This is a genomic window from Thiomonas sp., from assembly GCF_054608695.1.
Genome location: NZ_JBTRXV010000010.1, coordinates 29917 through 47187 on the forward strand (window position 1 = coordinate 29917; position 17271 = coordinate 47187).

Below are 17271 nucleotides of genomic sequence, written 5' to 3' on the forward strand. Positions count from 1 at the left end.
CGGCCTGCAAGACTGCAAGCCCTTGTGGCCGCCATGGCGTCTCGGCCCGAATGAAGAGACCCCCCCAATGCCATGTCCGCGAACGCAGCAAAGCGTTGGCAGGCACCGGGTAGGCCAGTCCACCCCGATGGGCCGCTGAACAAGAGGCGGTCTTATCGGGATGAGACTTGCCGAAGTCATGATCGGTTTCCCGCTGCGGGGTTTTAGGCCAGATTTGTGCCCGGTTTTAAGCCAGGTTTAATCGGCCGTCGCGATGGCTCTGGAGGCATCCTGGCGTCTTTCTTTGCGGGCCAACCCAGGGCCGGCCGGTGGATATTGCGATGTGCCCGTGCGCTTCGCACAGCTCGCGCTTCGCTTGAGCGGCACGCGTGCCCTTGCCGCCAGGCCTGGGTGTCGCGACAGGGGCTGCGAGTGGGTTTGAAACGGTGGTGTTCAAATCAAGTCTGCAGCGGCGCTGGAGTTGCCGCTGCCGTGCAGTTGTGTCGAACCGAACATCGAGGAGTGCTTCATGCAACGCGCAACATCGCAGCGAGCAGGTTTGCAAAGCTCGGCGGAAGCCGCCGAGGCCGCCTTTTACGAGGCCCTGCAAATGGCCGATGTGGATGCGCTCATGCGGGTCTGGGCCGATGAGGACGATCTGGTTTGCGTGCATCCGGGCGGCCCGCGCCTCGTCGGCCCGGCAGCCATACGCGCCAGCTTCGAGCAACTGTTCGCGGTTGGCCCGGTGCGCATCACGCCCGAGCGGGTGCTGCGCACCGTCACCCTGGGTGGCGCCGTGCACAACGTGGTCGAGCGCGTGCTGGTGCAGAGCGATCCGGGGGAGCAGCAGTTCGCCTTCGTGCTCGCCACCAATGTCTACATCAAGACATCCGACGGCTGGCGCCTGGTGCTGCACCACGCCAGCCCCGGTACGGCCCACGAAGCGGCCGAAGTCATGGCCACTTCGGAGCGTCTGCATTGAAGCGTGGCCACGACTCGACCGCTGACGTTGCCGGCACGGCCGATGCAGCCATGTCCGTCGCTGCACCAAGCACCATCGATACGTTCAATGGGCCGCAGCTGGCTGCCTACACCGCGCCGCGCTGGCTGCCTGGAGGCCAGGCTCAGACCATCTGGCCGGCGCTGTTTTCGCGTTCCATGAGACAAGGCACGGCTGACCGAAGTTTTTTCATTCCCCCTGGGGGGCGGTTGCCGCAAGGCAGAGGCCTGGGAGCCCTCACGGCAACGCCCATCCCAGCGCTCGCCTGGATGCGCGAGCGCTGGGATACGCCCGATGGCGACTTCATCGATGTCGATCGCATCGATCCCGTTGCGCCGGCTGCGCGCGTGGCTGACGCAGCATCAGAGACAAGGCCGCTGCTGGTGCTGTTTCATGGCCTGGAAGGTTCATCTCGCAGCCACTACGCGCAGGCCACCGCGCAGGCCTGCCGGCTTGCCGGCTGGCGCATGGCCGTGCCGCATTTCCGCGGCTGTTCCGGCGAACTCAACCGCGCACCACGCGCCTACCACTCGGGCGACTGGCAGGAGGTCGACTGGGTCCTGCGGCGGTTTCGCAGCTCGCATGCCGGCCCCATCTACGCGGCCGGCATCTCGCTCGGCGGCAACGCCTTGTTGCGCTGGGCTCAAGAGGCAGGCACGCAGGCGGCCGCAGTCGTCCAGGCGCTGGCCAGCGTCAGCGCTCCGATGGACTTGGCCGCTGGTGGCGCGGCCATTTCCCGCGGCTTCAACCGCAGGGTGTACACGCCCATGTTCCTGCGCACACTCAAGCCCAAGGCGCTGGCCATGGTGCGCCTGCATCCGGGCCTGGCCGATGCACAGGCCATTGCCACGGCACGCGACCTGTACGACTTCGACAACGCCTTCACCGCACCCGTGCATGGTTTTCGGGATACCGACGACTACTGGCACCGCGCTTCCAGCAAACCCCACCTTGCCAGCATCCGCCTGCCAACGCTGGTCATCAACGCCCGTAACGACCCCTTCCTGCCGGCGGCGGCCTTGCCTGCAGCCGGCGAAGTTGCCCCTGGTGTGTGGCTGGAGCAACCCGAGCAAGGCGGCCATGTCGGTTTTGCCCAGGGGCCTATCCCGGGGCACATTGCATGGATGCCGCAACGCCTGCTGCATTTTTTCCAGCAGGGCGTTTGAGCGTCCGCGCATTTCTTGGTCAACAACAGCCATGGATGAACTGGTTCGCAAGGCCCTGTTGCGTTGGCCCAATGTTCCGGCCTGCACCGGCTGGCTGGCGCTGGATGCGCGCGGGCAGTGGTGGATCCGCGACGCGGAGATTCACCCCTGGCCGCGCGATGCCCGGGGCCGGCTCGACAAAGCCGGTGCCAGCCGCGTGCTGCACGAAAAATTGATTGACTTCATCCAGCGCAATTACGCGGCGGATGAACGCGGCTACTGGTTTTTTCAGAACGGGCCGCAGCGTGTTTATGTGGATCTGGAAGCCGCACCGCTGGTGCTGCGCTTGCAGGTTGGCGAGAGCGTCGACGACCGGCCCCGTTGGCAGACCCACACCGGCAAGCCCTGCGACATCAGCGCTGGGTATGTCGATGCCCTCGGGCGGCTGTTTTTTGCCAGCAGCGAAGGGCCGGGCATTGTCCATAGCCTGGATACGAGCCTCCTGGCGCCCTGGCTGGACGATACGCTGCGCCTGCTGTCCCTGCCTGGGTTCGCGCCCATGGTTTTGGAACCCATGTCGGACCTGGATTTACGCAGCCGCCTCGGTTTTCAAATCCAGCCATCCGCACATGGCGATGGCTTGACGTGAGCGCGCCGCCCGGCGCGCCATCCGCCTCTTGCCCATCCGAGACCGCACCCACGAAAAAGCCCGCAGGATACGGGCTTTTTCGTGGGTGTCTGCCAAGGCGCGAACGGGGCGCCTTGGCCATGCCTGGCGAGGTGTTGCTATGACTTCGCTGCCGCCACCATGTAGTCCACCGCGGCCTTCACGTCCGCATCGCTGGCGGTGCTGCCACCCTTGGGCGGCATCATGCCGCGCTTGCCGGTGTAGCCGTGAATGGCGCGGTCGTAAAGTACCGGTACGCCTTGCGCGATGATCGGCGCCCAGGCATCCTTGTCGCCAAATTTCGGCGCACCCGCAATGCCTGCACCATGACAGGCAATGCAGGACGACTCATACAACGTTTTGCCTGCATCGGCGCTGGCAACGGTGACCGCCGCTGCCGCCGGGGCGCCGCCGGCGGGTTGCGAGGCCGCCGCCGCAGTCGCGGTGGCCGAAGCCGCCGGGGCCGGCGCAGCGCTCGACATGGACGCTGCATTGGCCTGCGAAGCGGCTTTTGCGCTGGAAGCGACGGCAACTTGTCCCACAGCTGCAACGCGCTGATCGACAGCCGCCGTCGACAGGGACAAGGATCCTGCCGGAGGCACAGTTTCGTCCGAGATGAAATGCACGATCAATAGCAAGACAATGACAGGCGTGGCAAAACCCACCAGCAAAATGATGATGGTCTTGCGCAGCGTGGATGCGAATGGCAGCTCGCCGCTTTCGTTGGAAGACTGGGATGGATGTTCGCTCATGATCAACGCGTGGTTATGAAATAGGTCTGGATGGTGAAACCTGCCGCATGATATGGCCTACGCGCATCGTTTTGGTCACACTCGCCGCAAACAGCGCTACTGATACACTTGCATGTTGATTTTCATCACCATAAGCTTGATGTAGAAGGGTCGGTTGCCCTGTTTTGAAGGGCCAAAGTGAGGGGCAAAAGCGCTTAGCGACAAGTTGCCGAACGCGCCGCCTGCACCACCGCAACATCGAGATCCGCGCCCGTAGCTCAGTGGATAGAGTATTGGCCTCCGAAGCCAAGGGCCGCTGGTTCGATTCCAGCCGGGCGCACCAGTTTCCTCTTAAAAACAACCATTGGCAGAGAAGCCTCTGGGGAATTCCTGCGCCCACTGGCAGCGAATGCCATCTCCTTGGCCGCTGAATGCTTGAGGCTGGCGGCTCACTGCATGGACCCTCCGAAGATATCCATGAACAACATTTCGATGCTGATTGCCGGGCAACATGTCCAGGCGGCCAGTGGGGCCACGTTCGATCGCCGCAACCCCCTTGGCGGCAGTCGATGCGGCCGCGAAGGCCTTCCCCGCCTGGGCCGCAATCGGCCCGGGCGGGCGTCGCGCCATGCTGATGAAGGCCGCGCAGTCGCTCGCGGCGAAGTCCGAGGCATTCGCGAATGCCGTTGCCGCAGAAACGGGGAATCTGGCGGGTTTCAACGTTCACCTCGCGGCAGGAATGTTGCTGGAAGCCGCCGCGCTGACCACACAGGTCAGCGGTGAAGTCATTCCCTCGGATGTGCCGGGCAATTTGGCCATGGCCATACGTCAACCGGCTGGCGTGGTGCTTGGCATGGCGCCCTGGAACGCGCCCATCATCCTGGGTGTGCGTGCGATCGCGACTCCGCTGGCGTGTGGCACCACGGCCGTCCTCAAGGGCTCGGAACTCTGCCCAGAGCAACCCATGGTTTGATCGCCGAGGCGCTGCAGGATGCGGGCCTGCCAGCGGGTGTGGTGAATTTTGTCACCAACGCGCCGGCTGACGCCGCCGAGGTCGTGGAGGCCATGATTGCCCATCCAGCCGTGCGACGCGTCAACTTCACCGGCTCGACGCGCGTGGGCAAGATCATTGCATCGCTATGTGCCCGGTACCTCAAGCCAGTTGTGCTCGAACTTGGCGGGAAAGCACCACGGGTGGTGCTCGACGACGCCGACATCGAAGCCGCGGTGAATGCCGCAGCCTTCGGCGCCTTCGCGAACTCGGGCCAGATCTGCATGTCGACCGAGCGCATCATCGTCGACGAGAGCATCGCTGACGCCTTTGTGTCCCGCCCGGCGGCCAAGGCAAGCGGCCTGCCGCTTGGGGATCCGCGCAAAGGCCCGGCCGTGCTGGGCCCGGTCGTCGACATGAGTACGGTTGAGCGCTGCAACGCCCTCATCGACGATGCACTGGCCAAAGGTGCTTCGCTGGTCTGCGGCGGCAAGGCCGACAGCACGCTCATGCCGGCCACCCTGCTCGACCAGTCACTGCGGACATGCGCATTTTCCGCGACGAATCGTTCGGCCCGGTCAAACCGACCGTGCGGGTCAAGGACATCGAGGCGGCGATTGCCTGCGCCAGCGACAACGAATACGGACTCTCCGCCGCCGTTTTCGGGCGCGACGTGGCGCGTGCCATGAACGTGGCCAGGCGCATCGAATCCGGGATCTGCCATGTCAACGGGCCAACCGCCCACGATGAGGGCAGATGCCCTTCGGTGGCGTCAAGGGCAGCGGATATGGCGGATTCGGCGGCAAGGCCGGTGTGCACGAGTTCACCGAACTGCGCTGGATCAGCGTGCAGACGACGCCGCGCCATGCCCCACTCTGAACCCACCTCGGACCTAGGAGAGATCAAGATGCGACTGCCTGGAAAGAAGATTGTGGTGACCGGGGCAGCATCGGGTATCGGTGCGGAAACCGTCAAAGAGCTGAAGGGCGAAGGTGCCACGGTCGTTGGCGTCGACCGCAATCCTGCCGACGGAGCGGATCACTTTGTGCGTGCTGATTTGTCCGACCCTGCTTCCATCGCGCATGCCGCGGCCGCAGTAGGTGGTGGGATCGACGCGCTCTGCAACATCGCGGGACTGCCACCCACGCGCAGTGCCGCAGCGGTCCTGCGCGTCAACTTCCCGGGGTTGCGTGCTTTCACCGAGGTCGAGAAATACTGCGAGGCCCACCGTGTCGACGATGCACGCAGTTATTTCTTGTCCAAGGAGACGCTGATCGTCTGGACCATGCTGAATCGCTGGACGTGGCGTGATCGCGGCATCCGCATGAATTGCGTGAGCCCCGGCCCGGTTCAGACCCCGATTCTTGCCGATTGCATTCAAACCCTGGGCGCACGCGCCGAGGAAGACATGAAGGTCATGGATCGCCCAGGAACGCCCGAGGACATCGCGCCTCTGGTTGCTTTTCTCTGCTCGTCGCCGAGCGCCTGGATTCGCGGCACCAATCGCGGCACCAATATTCCCTGCGACGGTGGCATGTATGCCCATGTGCTCACGCACATGCACGGATTCGAATGGCTCGTCGCTGAACCCTTGGCGCTGAACCGCGCCTGGAGTTTCGGCAGCCTGTGTGGCAGAGTCGGACCGCGATGGCCGACTCTGCGGGACTCCTGTTCGGCACGGTGCTCGAACATTGTCGTTGGACGGTGAGCGGGGGCTTGGAAACGGCCCTCATGGGTTGCCGTTCCATGCACGCCGGGGCGAGCGGGGAGCGACACCGCGCGCACCAGCGCTTCATCGATTGCTCGTTTTCGGTTTTTGAGAAAACTTTCGCCCCGGAAATGCCTGTGACAAGGTCTGGATGGCGCCGGAGTCAGCAAAAGAGTAGCCAGGGAGGCGATTGACAGAATCCCGGAAGTCCTGGCTGCGGAGGATGTCGAGCAAGGTCTTCAACTGAGGTTGATCCAATGCATCCTCGTGGCAAAGAAGGAAATAACGTTCGCTCGCAATCGGGATGAAGTCCAGCTTGAATTGTCGCGCCGGTGTTTCAACCCCGAGGCCCACGTCCGCCATGCCACTGGCGACGTAAGCGGCGACGGCAGCATGGGTGTATTCGCCATGCTCAAAACCGTGGATTGCCCCGGAGTCGATGCCCGCCTGGGCGAGGAGACATTCAAGAAGCAGGCGTGTACCCGATCCCCGCTGCCGATTGATGAAGCGGACATTGGGGCGGGAGAGATCGCGCACGTCATAGATCTTTCGCGGATTTCCCGCCGCCACGATCAGACCCTGGCGGCGAACGACCGTGCAGATGACGCGGCAGGTGCGCGGGTCAAACCAGCGTGCGTAGTCCTCCAGAATGCGTCCCTCGAAATCACCGATGGGGACATGAAATCCGGCCAGGTCACAGCCCCCATCATGCAGGGAGGCCACAGCTTCGAGGCTGCCCATGTATTTGCATTCCACGGGCACATGTTGCAGCACCAAGGCATCCAGCAGTTTTTCCACGGCGAATCCATGGCTGGCATGCACACGCAAGGGGGCTGGGCTGGAGGTGACAACGCGCCCAATCTCCACCTCCAGTTCGGAGGACAGCGAAGCCAACGCCGGGTTCAGGCGCGCAGCAATGCGACGATCAGCCCAGACCAGCGTTTCACCCAGCGCCGTCAGTTTGGAGCCTTTGCCGCGCTCCATGTTGAGTAACGGAGCACCGAACATCGCTTCGCCCGAGCGCACCAGCTCCCACGCATGCCGATAGGAGGCGCTTGTTTGCCGACATGCGGCCGAAAGGCTGCCATGCTCATGAACTTGGACCAGGAGTGCGAGCAGCTTTGGCGACAGCATCTGGCCATCCGCCTGCTTGATCGTCCACTGAGGGTGGATGGAAACCTTGTGCATTTGGGTTTTCCCTTTAGGCTGCCGCAAGCATAGTCGACATGCTGCGGCAACCGTGTCGCATGGGCCTGTCGGCGCATATTGCGAATGCCCGTGATGCCACGTAGATTCTCTCTACAAACTGCGCCCTAATCATGCGTCGTACAGCATATTGATGCCGTCCGCAATGACAGGGTGCATCCAGTTTGGAAGGCGGCATCCGTGGAGACAACATGATCGCACCAGTTCTACCCCCTCAGATCGATTCCAAGGCAACCGCCAAGGCGGTGCAAGCCTTGATCGAGCGGCACCAGAGCCATCCTGGAGCCCTGCTGCCGCTCTTGCATGCCGTGCAGGACACGCTCGGCCATGTTCCTGCCGACGCGGTACCGCTGATCGCCACGGGGCTGAATCTGTCGCGCGCCGAGGTGCATGGCGTGATCACCTATTACCACCATTTCCGCAGCGAGCCGGCTGGTCGGCACGTGGTGCAGATTTGTCGCGCCGAGGCCTGTCAGGCATGCGGCGCCGACGCGCTCATCGGCGAGGCCGAACGCTTGCTGGGCTGTGGGCTGCACAAAACCCGCCCCGACGACGCCGTGACCCTGGAGGCGGTGTACTGCCTGGGTCTGTGCGCCTCATCGCCGGCGCTGATGGTGGACGGCACGCCGCATGCCCGCGTCACGGCCGCGACACTCGCGCGCATCGTCGCGCAACTGGAAATCCAAGCATGAACCAACTCGTGAAAGTCTTCGTACCGTGCGATTCCGCTGCCCTTGCCGTCGGGGCCGACGCGGTCGCGCACGCGCTGCGGACGGAATGTGCCAGGCGCGGTCACCCCATCGCGCTGGTGCGCAATGGTTCGCGCGGAATGTTCTGGCTGGAGCCACTGGTCGAGGTCGACACGCCGCGAGGTCGCGTCGCCTATGGGCCGGTGACGCCCGACGATGTTCCGCAACTGCTGGACGCGGGCCTGCTGCACGGCGGGCCTCACGCGCTGGCACATGGGCTGACCGAACAGATCCCCTACCTGGCCCGCCAGGAACGGCTGACTTTCTGCCGCATGGGTGTGACCGATCCACGGTCACTTGCCGATTACGCGGCGCACGGAGGCTGGGACGGGCTGAAGCGCGCACTGGCCATGGACGGCGCCGCCATCGTCGAGCACATCACGCATGCGGGCCTGCGCGGCCGAGGTGGCGCCGCGTTTCCGGCGGGCATCAAGTGGAAAACCGTGCTGCATGCGCAGGCGGCGCAGAAATATGTGGTCTGCAATGCCGACGAAGGCGATTCCGGCACCTTCTCCGACCGCATGGTGATGGAAGGCGACCCGTACATGCTGATCGAAGGCATGACGATTGCCGCTCTCGCGGTGGGCGCCACACGCGGCTATGTGTACATACGCTCCGAATACCCGCACGCCGTCGCCACGATGCGCGAGGCCATCGCCCGCGCGGGCGCGGCGGGCATGCTCGGCGACAGCGTCTGCGGCTCGGGCCGCGCGTTTCATCTGGAGGTGCGCAAGGCCGCGGGTTCCTACGTCTGCGGCGAGGAAACGGCGATGCTGGAGAGCATCGAGGGCAGGCGCGGCGTCGTCCGGGCCAAGCCGCCACTGCCGGCCATCGCCGGCCTTTTTGGTCAGCCCACGGTGATCAACAACGTCATCACGCTGGCCAGCGTGCCCGTCATCCTCGCGCGCGGCGCCGAGGCCTATCGTGATTTCGGCCTGGGCCGCTCGCACGGCACCCTGCCGTTCCAACTGGCCGGCAACGTCAGGCACGGGGGCCTGGTCGAGAAGGCTTTCGGCCTGTCGCTGCGCGAGCTGCTGGTCGATTTCGGCGGCGGTACGGCTTCGGGCCGACCGATCAAGGCCGTGCAGGTCGGCGGTCCGCTGGGTGCTTACATTCCCGCGTCGCAATGGGATGTGCCGCTGGACTACGAGGCCTATGCGGCGATCGGCGCGGTGCTGGGACATGGGGGCATCGTGGTGCATGACGATACGGCCGATCTGAGCCGGCTGGCGCGCTACGCCATGGAGTTCTGCGCCATCGAATCGTGCGGCAAATGCACTCCATGTCGCATCGGCTCGACGCGCGGCGTCGAAGTGATCGACAAGATACGAAACAACCAGAATCGCGCGCAGCAGGTGCACCTGCTGCGCGATCTGTGCGACACCATGCTGCATGGCAGCCTGTGCGCCATGGGCGGCATGACGCCGTATCCGGTGCTGTCGGCGCTGAACCACTACCCGCAGGACTTCGGTGTCGAAGCGCCGGACCAGCAGGCCGCTTGAAGAACGGAGACACGCCATGCTCAACCACCTGAAGCAAGAGATCGACTACGGCACCCCGCAACGCGAGGCCGGCGTCGAGGTCACGCTGGAGATCGATGGTTTCGACGTGACCGTGCCGCAGGGCACTTCGCTGATGCGCGCGGCGATGCAGGCCGGCATCAAGGTGCCCAAGCTGTGCGCGACCGACAGCCTCGAACCCTTCGGTTCGTGCCGGCTTTGCTTGGTCGAGATCGAGGGCCGGCGAGGTTTCCCGGCCTCGTGCACGACGCCCGCGGAGGCCGGCATGAAGGTCCGCACCCAGACGCCCCGCCTGCAGGATCTGCGCAAGGGGGTGATGGAACTCTACATCTCCGACCACCCCCTGGACTGCCTGACGTGCAGCGCCAACGGCAACTGCGAATTGCAGGACATGGCCGGCGTGACGGGCCTGCGCAACGTGCGCTACGGGGTCGGTGCTGCTGCAGGCGCCCACCACTGCGACGCGAAGAAGGACGAGTCCAACCCCTATTTCACCTACGACGCCAGCAAATGCATCGTCTGCAACCGCTGCGTGCGGGCGTGCGAGGAAACCCAGGGTACTTTCGCATTGACCATCAGCGGCCGCGGCTTCGGCAGCCGCGTCTCGCCGGGGCAGGATCAGCCCTTCATGGACAGCGAATGCGTGAGTTGCGGCGCCTGCGTCGAGGCCTGCCCCACCGCCACGCTGCAGGAGAAGAGCATCATCGAACTCGGCCAGCCCGAGCACAGCATCGTCACCACCTGCGCCTACTGCGGCGTGGGCTGCGGCTTCAAGGCGGAGATGAAGGGCAGCGAGGTGGTGCGCATGGTGCCGTGGAAGGACGGCAAGGCCAACGAGGGCCACTCCTGCGTCAAGGGCCGCTTCGCCTGGGGCTATGCCACGCACAAGGACCGGATCACCAAGCCGATGGTCCGCAAGCGCATCACCGATCCGTGGACCGAGGTGAGCTGGGATGAGGCCTTCGCCTACGCTGCAAGCGAGTTCCGCCGCATCCAGTCCACTTATGGCCGCGACTCGGTCGGCGGCATCACCTCGTCACGCTGCACCAACGAGGAAACCTATCTGGTCCAGAAGCTGGTCCGCGCGGCCTTCGGCAACAACAATGTCGACACGTGCGCGCGTGTCTGCCACTCGCCCACCGGCTACGGCCTGGGTCAGACTTACGGGACATCCGCCGGCACCCAGACCTTCAAGTCGGTCGAGAAGGCCGACGTGATCCTGGTCATCGGCGCCAACCCGACCGATGCGCATCCCGTTTTTGCTTCACGCATGAAAAAGCGATTGCGCCAGGGCGCCAAGCTGATCGTGATCGACCCGCGTCGTATCGACCTGGTGAAGTCTCCCCATGTGCACGCTGAGTACCACCTGCAACTCCGGCCGGGAACCAATGTCGCCGTCGTGTCTGCGCTGGCGCATGTGATCGTCACCGAAGGCCTCATGGATACGGCGTTCATCGCCGAGCGCTGTGACACCAAGTCATTCCAATCGTGGCTGGAGTTCATCGCGCGTCCTGAAAACTCCCCCGAGGCGATGGAATCGGTCTGCGGCGTGCCGGCGGCCGATCTGCGTGGCGCGGCGCGTCTCTATGCCACAGGAGGCAATGCTGCGATTTACTACGGTCTGGGCGTCACCGAGCATGCGCAGGGTTCGACCATGGTGATGGGTATCGCCAATCTCGCGATGGCCACCGGCAATATCGGCCGCGAAGGCGTGGGCGTGAATCCGCTACGTGGCCAGAACAACGTCCAGGGTTCGTGCGACATGGGCTCGTTCCCGCACGAGCTCCCGGGGTACCGCCACATCTCCGACAGCGCAGTGCGTGGCGAGTTCGAAGCAGCTTGGGGTGTGAATCTTGACCCGGAACCCGGCCTGCGCATTCCCAATATGTTCGATGCCGCGCTGGATGGGAGTTTCAAGGGCTTGTACTGCCAAGGGGAGGACATCGTCCAGTCGGACCCGGACACGCAGCATGTCGCGGCGGCGCTGTCGGCGCTGGAATGCATCGTCGTGCAGGATCTCTTCCTGAACGAGACCGCGAAGTATGCGCATGTCTTCCTGCCCGGATCGTCCTTCCTGGAGAAGGATGGCACCTTCACCAACGCGGAACGGCGCATTTCGCGCGTCTGCAAGGTCATGCCGCCCAAGGCCGGGCTGGCGGACTGGGAGGTGACGGTGAGGTTTGCCAATGCGCTCGGGTACGCGATGCGCTACAGCCATCCCGAGGAGATCATGCAGGAGATTGCCGCGCTCACGCCGACGTTCCGCGGCGTCACCTACGCCAAGATCGAACGTCTGGGCAGCCTGCAATGGCCCTGTAACGACCAGACTGGCGAGGCCGGCACCGAGATCATGCATGTGGACCATTTCGTGCGGGGCAAGGGGCGCTTCATCATCACGCAGTACGTTCCGAGCGACGAGAAGGTCACCCGCAAGTTCCCGCTGCTGCTCACCACGGGGCGCATCCTCAGCCAATACAACGTGGGCGCGCAGACGCGGAGGACGCCGAACTCGCGCTGGCACGACGAGGACAGGCTGGAGATCCATCCGCACGACGCCGAGGAGCGCGGAATCCGCGACGGTGATTGGGTGGGCATCCAGAGCCGGGCGGGGGACACGGTTTTGCGGGCGACGATCACTGAGCGCGTGGCCCCGGGTGTGGTCTACACCACATTCCACTTCCCGGAATCGGGTGCGAATGTCATCACGACGGACAGTTCGGATTGGGCGACCAACTGCCCCGAGTACAAGGTCACTGCCGTTCAGGTGATGCCGGTTGCCCAGCCTTCGCGCTGGCAGCAGGAGTATGGGCAGTTCAGCACCATGCAGTCCGCGCTGCTTGAAGGGCGCCGAACGGCAACGCCGGAGCATGTCAAGTGATCGCCCAAGATGCGCCTTTGACGGCGGGTGCTCGACAGGCGCGGGTGGTTCGACTGCGAACCGGCATGCGCAGTGAAGCGGTTGATTGGCTGACCGAGGAAGTTCCCGTCGCGCTGGAATTCAATGGCATTTCGCACGCCGTGATGCTGGCGACGCCCATGGACCTGGAGGACTTCGCGCTGGGGTTTGGTCTCAGTGAGGGCATTTTTGATCGGCCGGCTGATCTGTACGACTGTGAAGTCGATGCCTGTGCCGAAGGCCTGACGGTGCACATGGAGGTTTCTTCCCGCAGCTTTGCACGGTTGAGAGCGAGGCGCCGCACGCTTGCCGGCAGGACGGGGTGCGGGCTTTGTGGAACCGAGAGCCTTGCACAGGTCCTGCGACCCCTGCCACGGGTTGCCTCCAGGCAGACGATTCAAAGCGCGGCCATCACGCGAGCCATGGATGGCATGCGCGATAGGCAGTTGCTGGGCCAGGCGACCGGCGCCACCCATGCTGCGGCATGGTGTGGTTCCACTGGTGAAATTCGCTTGCTCCGGGAAGACGTCGGCCGACACAACGCCCTGGACAAGCTGATCGGTGCGCTGGCGCGTGCCGGAATCGATGCTGGCTCTGGGTTCATGGCCGTGACGAGCCGCGCCAGCGTGGAGATGGTGCACAAGGCCGTGGTCGCCGGGGTTCCACTCCTGGCTGCGGTCTCGGCACCGACGCTGCTCGCGGTCAACACCGCCGAGCAAGCGGGAATGTGCCTGGTCGGGCTGGCGCGGCAAGGCAATCTGGTGGTCTACGCCCACCCTCAGCACTTGTCATTGGGCAATGAGATCGACCTATGAACACGAGCAACCTCGTCTGTATGGCGAATCGCATCGGCCAATTTTTTGCGTCGATGCCTGACCGCGATGAAGCTCTTATGGGCATCGCACAGCATATTCAGCGATTTTGGGAGCGGCGGATGCGCGCCGAGCTCTTGGCGCATCTCGAAAGCAACCATGGGGAAGGTCTCGATGCAATCACTCTCGATGCATTACGCGCACACCGGGATCTACTTTGAATGTGGCCCGCGTGCCTCATGAACCAGATGCCAGTCGGCATGGCGCTGGCATGAGCCCGATGGCACTGATCAAGCAGAGTTGGCGCAGGAGCCTGCTGATCGTCCAAGCGCCATGATCTTGCGGCAGCCCGCCGCACCAATCAGTCTTGCGAATCTGCGACGGCCGTGATCTCACGCTATCGACCGGCGGCAGCCGGTGGGCAACGACCTAGGGCCGTCTCTGGGTAAGATCAATCAACGCCAAAGGCTGGCGAAGCCAGAAAAGAAAAAGCAGGGGCTATAAGAGAATGCACTGGCGGAGACGAAGGGATTCGAACCCTTGATGCGCTTTTGGCACATACTCCCTTAGCAGGGGAGCACCTTCGGCCACTCGGTCACGTCTCCCGTTTGCAGCGCAGATCTGCCACAAAGCGTAGCCTTACATTATTGCATAGCAATTGGCCCGCCATGCTGGGTTTCCAAGATCCAGGTCCGAGCAACTTGAGCGAGGGATTCGCCAGCCCCTGCAACACAGAGTGGCTGTCCCATCTGCGCAGCGGGGCAACGGCAGCCGGGCGTCTATTGATGGGCTTTCTGCACATGACACACCAGTACCAACTTGGGCTCAGCCTCTAATCTCGGATGAACTGGATTGATACCCACGCCCATCTGGACGCCGCCGAGTTCGGAGGCGACCCCAGCCAGATGCTGGCGCAGGCTTACGCAGCTGGGGTGCACAGCGTGGTGATTCCGGCAGTGGAGCCAGGCAATTTTGCCGCTGTGCGCGACTTGGCCCATGCCAGCGGTCAGGTCTATGCGCTGGGGGTTCACCCCTTGTATGTGGAACGTGTGAACGAGGCCGATTTCTCTCAGCTGCGCCGTGCGGTGCTGCAGGCGAGGGACGATCCGCAATGTGTCGCCCTCGGCGAGATCGGACTGGATTTTTTTGTCCAGGGTGTGAACCGTGATCGCCAGCTCTGGTGGTATGAGCAACAACTCAGGCTGGCACGCGAGCTGGGTTTGCCGGTGCTGTTGCATGTGCGCAAATCGCAAGATGCATTGCTCGCCGGTCTGCGCAAACTCGGATGGGCTCAGACCGGCATCGGTGGCATTGCCCATGCATTCAACGGGAGTCGGCAGCAGGCCGATGCCTTTATCGCGCAGGGGTTCAGACTCGGTTTTGGTGGCGCCATGACGTTCGAGCGAGCGTTGAACATCCGCCGTCTAGCAGCCCAACTGCCCGATTCCAGCCTGGTGCTTGAAACGGATGCACCCGATATGCGTCCCGAATGGTTGGCCCGTGCAGAACAGCTCCAACCCAATATGCCGGCTGAATTGCCACGCATTGCCCAAACTCTGGCGACATTACGTGGCTGGACACCAGGACAAACGGCCAGCATCACAACCGCCAATGCGCTCGCAGCTTTGCCGCGGCTGGCCTCCTGGTTGGAGATGCGCGGGGCAGCGAAGGGGAAAGTGCTTCGAACTCTGTTGTGACCTTGAAAAGGAGCGCGACGCCCCGATCTAGTTGGCAACGTTTTTTTTGACATGCCGCGTTGTTCCCAGTCCGGCATGCTGGTCCGACCGCTTCCAGCCTCACCACACTTTCCCAATTCCCGCTTGATCCCATCCCAATCATGAGCCTCGACACAACTTCAACCGCCACTCCGCAGTCCGGCAGCCACACCCACGCCTTCCAGGCGGAGGTGAAGCAGTTGCTGCACCTGGTGGCGCATTCGCTTTACTCGAATCGCGATATTTTTCTGCGTGAACTCGTCTCCAATGCCTCGGACGCCTGCGACAAGTTGCGCTATCTCGCCATTGACGACGCGGCGCTGTGGGAAGGGCAGGGCGAGTTGCGCATCCGGGTGGATTTCGACGCCGCCAAGCGCACCCTCACGGTGAGCGACAACGGCGTTGGCCTGAGCCTGCAGGATGCCATCGATCATCTCGGCACCATCGCCAAATCCGGCACGCGCGAGTTCATGCAGCAGATCGGCCAGGAGCGCAAGGCCGATGCCAACCTCATCGGCCAGTTCGGCGTGGGCTTCTACTCGGGTTTCATCGTCGCCGATCGCATCACCGTCGAAAGCAGGCGCGCCGGCATGACCACCGAGCAGGGTGTGCGCTGGTCCTCAGAAGGCACAGGCGAGTTCAGTGTCGAGACCATCAACCGCGAGCAGCGCGGCACGGATGTGATTTTGCATCTGCGTGCCGAGGATGATGATCACAAATTCGACGACCTGCTCTCGAACTGGAAGCTCAAGAGCATCATCAGCCGCTATTCGGACCATATCTCCTTGCCGATTGAAATGCGCAAGCGCGAATGGAACCAAGAGAAAGGCCAAGAAGAGGTGCTGGACACCTGGGAGCAGATCAACAAGGCGGCTGCTCTTTGGGCTCGGCCGAAAACAGAGATTAGCGAAGAGCAATATATCGATTTTTACAAGCAGATCGCGCACGATAGCGACGCGCCGTTGGCCTGGACCCATAACCGCGTGGAGGGCCGCAGCGAATACACCCAGTTGCTCTATCTTCCTGCCAAGGCACCGTTCGACCTGTGGAATCGAGAACAGAGCGCGGGCGTCAAGCTCTATGTCAAGCGCGTGTTCATTCTCGACGACGCCTCCAGCTTGCTGCCGACCTATTTGCGCTTCGTTCGCGGGGTGGTGGACAGCGCTGAACTGCCGCTGAATATTTCGCGTGAATTGCTGCAGGAAAGCCGCGATATTCGCGCAATTCGAGACGGCTGCACCAAACGTGTGCTCTCTCTGCTGGAAGATATGGCGGCCAGCGACGATGCTGCCCAGCGCGACAAGTACGCCAAGTTCTGGCAAGAGTTCGGCCAAGTGCTGAAAGAGGGCGTGGGCGAAGACTTCGCCAACCGTGAGCGTCTGGCCAAGTTGCTGCGCTTCGCCTCGACGACCCGTGAGGGCGACGCGCAAACGGTGAGTCTGGCCGACTACGTCGCCCGCATGAAACCCGAGCAAACGGCCATCTACACCATCACCGCCGACAACCTGCGCACGGCCCGCTCCAGCCCGCAACTCGAAGTGTTCAAGCGCAAGGGTGTGGAAGTCCTCCTGCTCACCGATCGGGTTGATGAATGGATGCTCGGCAGTCTGACCGAGTTTGAGGGCAAGCCCCTGCAGTCCGTGGCCCGAGGTGGTGCCGACCTTGGTGCCTTGCAGGACGCCGAGGAAAAAAAACAGGCCGAGGAAGCCGCGCAAACCCACCAGGATTTGCTGGCGCGCATGAAGACTGCCCTGCAAGGCATGGCGCAGGACGTGCGCATCAGCACCCGCTTGGTGGAGTCGCCGGCCTGCCTGGTGGCAGCTGACGGCGAGGTCAGCGGCCACTTGGCGCGGCTGCTGCGCCAGGCTGGACAGGCGGCGCCCAAATCCCTGCCCATTCTGGAAATCAATCCTGCGCATGCCTTGGTGCAGCGGCTTGAAGACGAGATGGGGAAAACGGCAGCCGAGCAGGATGGCGTGGATCAACCCCAGGTCTTCGACGATCTGGCCCGCATCCTGTTCGACCAGGCTCTCCTGGCCGAGGGGGGCATGCCGGAGGATGCAGCCGCCTACGTCAGGCGGGTGAATGCATGGCTGGTGCGCTCGGTTTGAGCGCGCTATCACGCCCAAGCCCGGCCCGTCGCGCCGAGCGT

The 17271-nt window shown here is 63.4% G+C and carries 13 protein-coding genes, 2 tRNA genes and 1 pseudogene; 13 read left to right on the forward strand and 3 right to left on the reverse strand.

Annotated features, from left to right (window positions below; all coding sequences use genetic code 11):
- Window positions 1-508: 508 nt before the first annotated feature.
- From ACYCUK_RS06385 to ACYCUK_RS06395, 3 genes are read left to right on the forward strand one after another with little or no spacing between them, the layout of a single operon-like run.
- A complete protein-coding gene (locus tag ACYCUK_RS06385) occupies window positions 509-961 on the forward strand; it encodes a YybH family protein (protein ID WP_461593976.1) in 453 nt (150 codons plus the stop codon).
- 50 nt (window positions 962-1011) lie between these two features.
- Complete coding sequence (locus ACYCUK_RS06390; protein WP_461594015.1) at window positions 1012-2145, forward strand: YheT family hydrolase; 1134 nt, start codon at window positions 1012-1014, stop codon at window positions 2143-2145.
- Window positions 2146-2176: 31 nt separating this feature from the next.
- Window positions 2177-2773, forward strand: coding sequence for a DUF2946 family protein (locus ACYCUK_RS06395; protein WP_461593977.1), 597 nt, complete (start codon window positions 2177-2179; stop codon window positions 2771-2773).
- 137 nt (window positions 2774-2910) lie between these two features.
- Here ACYCUK_RS06395 and ACYCUK_RS06400 read toward each other — a convergent pair whose 3' ends face one another.
- On the reverse strand, window positions 2911-3543 hold the full coding sequence (locus ACYCUK_RS06400; RefSeq protein WP_461593978.1) for a c-type cytochrome: 633 nt from the start codon (window positions 3541-3543) through the stop codon (window positions 2911-2913).
- A gap of 246 nt (window positions 3544-3789) precedes the next feature.
- Between ACYCUK_RS06400 and ACYCUK_RS06405 the strand changes: the two genes are divergently transcribed.
- From ACYCUK_RS06405 to ACYCUK_RS06415, 3 genes and pseudogenes are all read left to right on the forward strand, one after another.
- Window positions 3790-3865 (forward strand) — tRNA-Arg (locus ACYCUK_RS06405).
- A gap of 134 nt (window positions 3866-3999) precedes the next feature.
- Window positions 4000-5392 (forward strand): annotated as a pseudogene (locus tag ACYCUK_RS06410) (aldehyde dehydrogenase family protein).
- Between the two features lie 28 nt (window positions 5393-5420).
- Window positions 5421-6221, forward strand: a complete 801-nt coding sequence (locus tag ACYCUK_RS06415) for an SDR family oxidoreductase (protein WP_461593979.1) — start codon at window positions 5421-5423, stop codon at window positions 6219-6221.
- 84 nt (window positions 6222-6305) lie between these two features.
- Here the strand turns inward: ACYCUK_RS06415 and ACYCUK_RS06420 are convergent, their stop codons facing one another.
- Complete coding sequence (locus ACYCUK_RS06420; protein ID WP_461593980.1) at window positions 6306-7409, reverse strand: substrate-binding domain-containing protein; 1104 nt, start codon at window positions 7407-7409, stop codon at window positions 6306-6308.
- A 209-nt stretch (window positions 7410-7618) separates the two neighbouring features.
- On the opposite strand from ACYCUK_RS06420, the gene ACYCUK_RS06425 reads away from it, so the two are divergent.
- The 5 genes from ACYCUK_RS06425 to ACYCUK_RS06445 are packed head-to-tail and all read left to right on the forward strand — an operon-like array spanning window position 7619 to window position 13625.
- A complete protein-coding gene (locus tag ACYCUK_RS06425) occupies window positions 7619-8119 on the forward strand; it encodes a formate dehydrogenase subunit gamma (RefSeq protein ID WP_461593981.1) in 501 nt (166 codons plus the stop codon).
- Window positions 8116-9678 (forward strand): formate dehydrogenase beta subunit, encoded by a 1563-nt coding sequence (locus ACYCUK_RS06430; protein WP_461593982.1) that lies wholly within the window; start codon window positions 8116-8118, stop codon window positions 9676-9678. The genes ACYCUK_RS06425 and ACYCUK_RS06430 overlap by 4 nt, the downstream gene beginning before the upstream one ends.
- Before the next feature lie 16 nt (window positions 9679-9694).
- Window positions 9695-12574, forward strand: a complete 2880-nt coding sequence (gene fdhF, locus ACYCUK_RS06435) for a formate dehydrogenase subunit alpha (protein ID WP_461593983.1) — start codon at window positions 9695-9697, stop codon at window positions 12572-12574.
- The gene (gene fdhD / locus ACYCUK_RS06440) at window positions 12571-13407 is read left to right on the forward strand and encodes a formate dehydrogenase accessory sulfurtransferase FdhD (RefSeq protein WP_461593984.1); all 837 of its coding nucleotides are present in this window, start codon (window positions 12571-12573) and stop codon (window positions 13405-13407) included. Before fdhF ends, fdhD begins: the two co-directional genes overlap by 4 nt.
- A complete protein-coding gene (locus tag ACYCUK_RS06445) occupies window positions 13404-13625 on the forward strand; it encodes a formate dehydrogenase subunit delta (protein ID WP_461593985.1) in 222 nt (73 codons plus the stop codon). The genes fdhD and ACYCUK_RS06445 overlap by 4 nt, the downstream gene beginning before the upstream one ends.
- A 293-nt stretch (window positions 13626-13918) precedes the next feature.
- Here the strand turns inward: ACYCUK_RS06445 and ACYCUK_RS06450 are convergent.
- A tRNA-Ser gene (locus ACYCUK_RS06450) sits at window positions 13919-14009 on the reverse strand.
- 237 nt (window positions 14010-14246) lie between these two features.
- Between ACYCUK_RS06450 and ACYCUK_RS06455 the strand changes: the two genes are divergently transcribed.
- Together ACYCUK_RS06455 and htpG are read left to right on the forward strand one after the other, a co-directional pair.
- Window positions 14247-15101 carry a TatD family hydrolase gene (locus ACYCUK_RS06455; RefSeq protein ID WP_461593986.1) on the forward strand — a complete coding sequence of 285 codons (855 nt, stop codon included), beginning with the start codon at window positions 14247-14249 and terminating at the stop codon, window positions 15099-15101.
- A gap of 140 nt (window positions 15102-15241) precedes the next feature.
- Window positions 15242-17230, forward strand: a complete 1989-nt coding sequence (gene htpG / locus ACYCUK_RS06460) for a molecular chaperone HtpG (RefSeq protein ID WP_461593987.1) — start codon at window positions 15242-15244, stop codon at window positions 17228-17230.
- Window positions 17231-17271 lie beyond the last annotated feature (41 nt).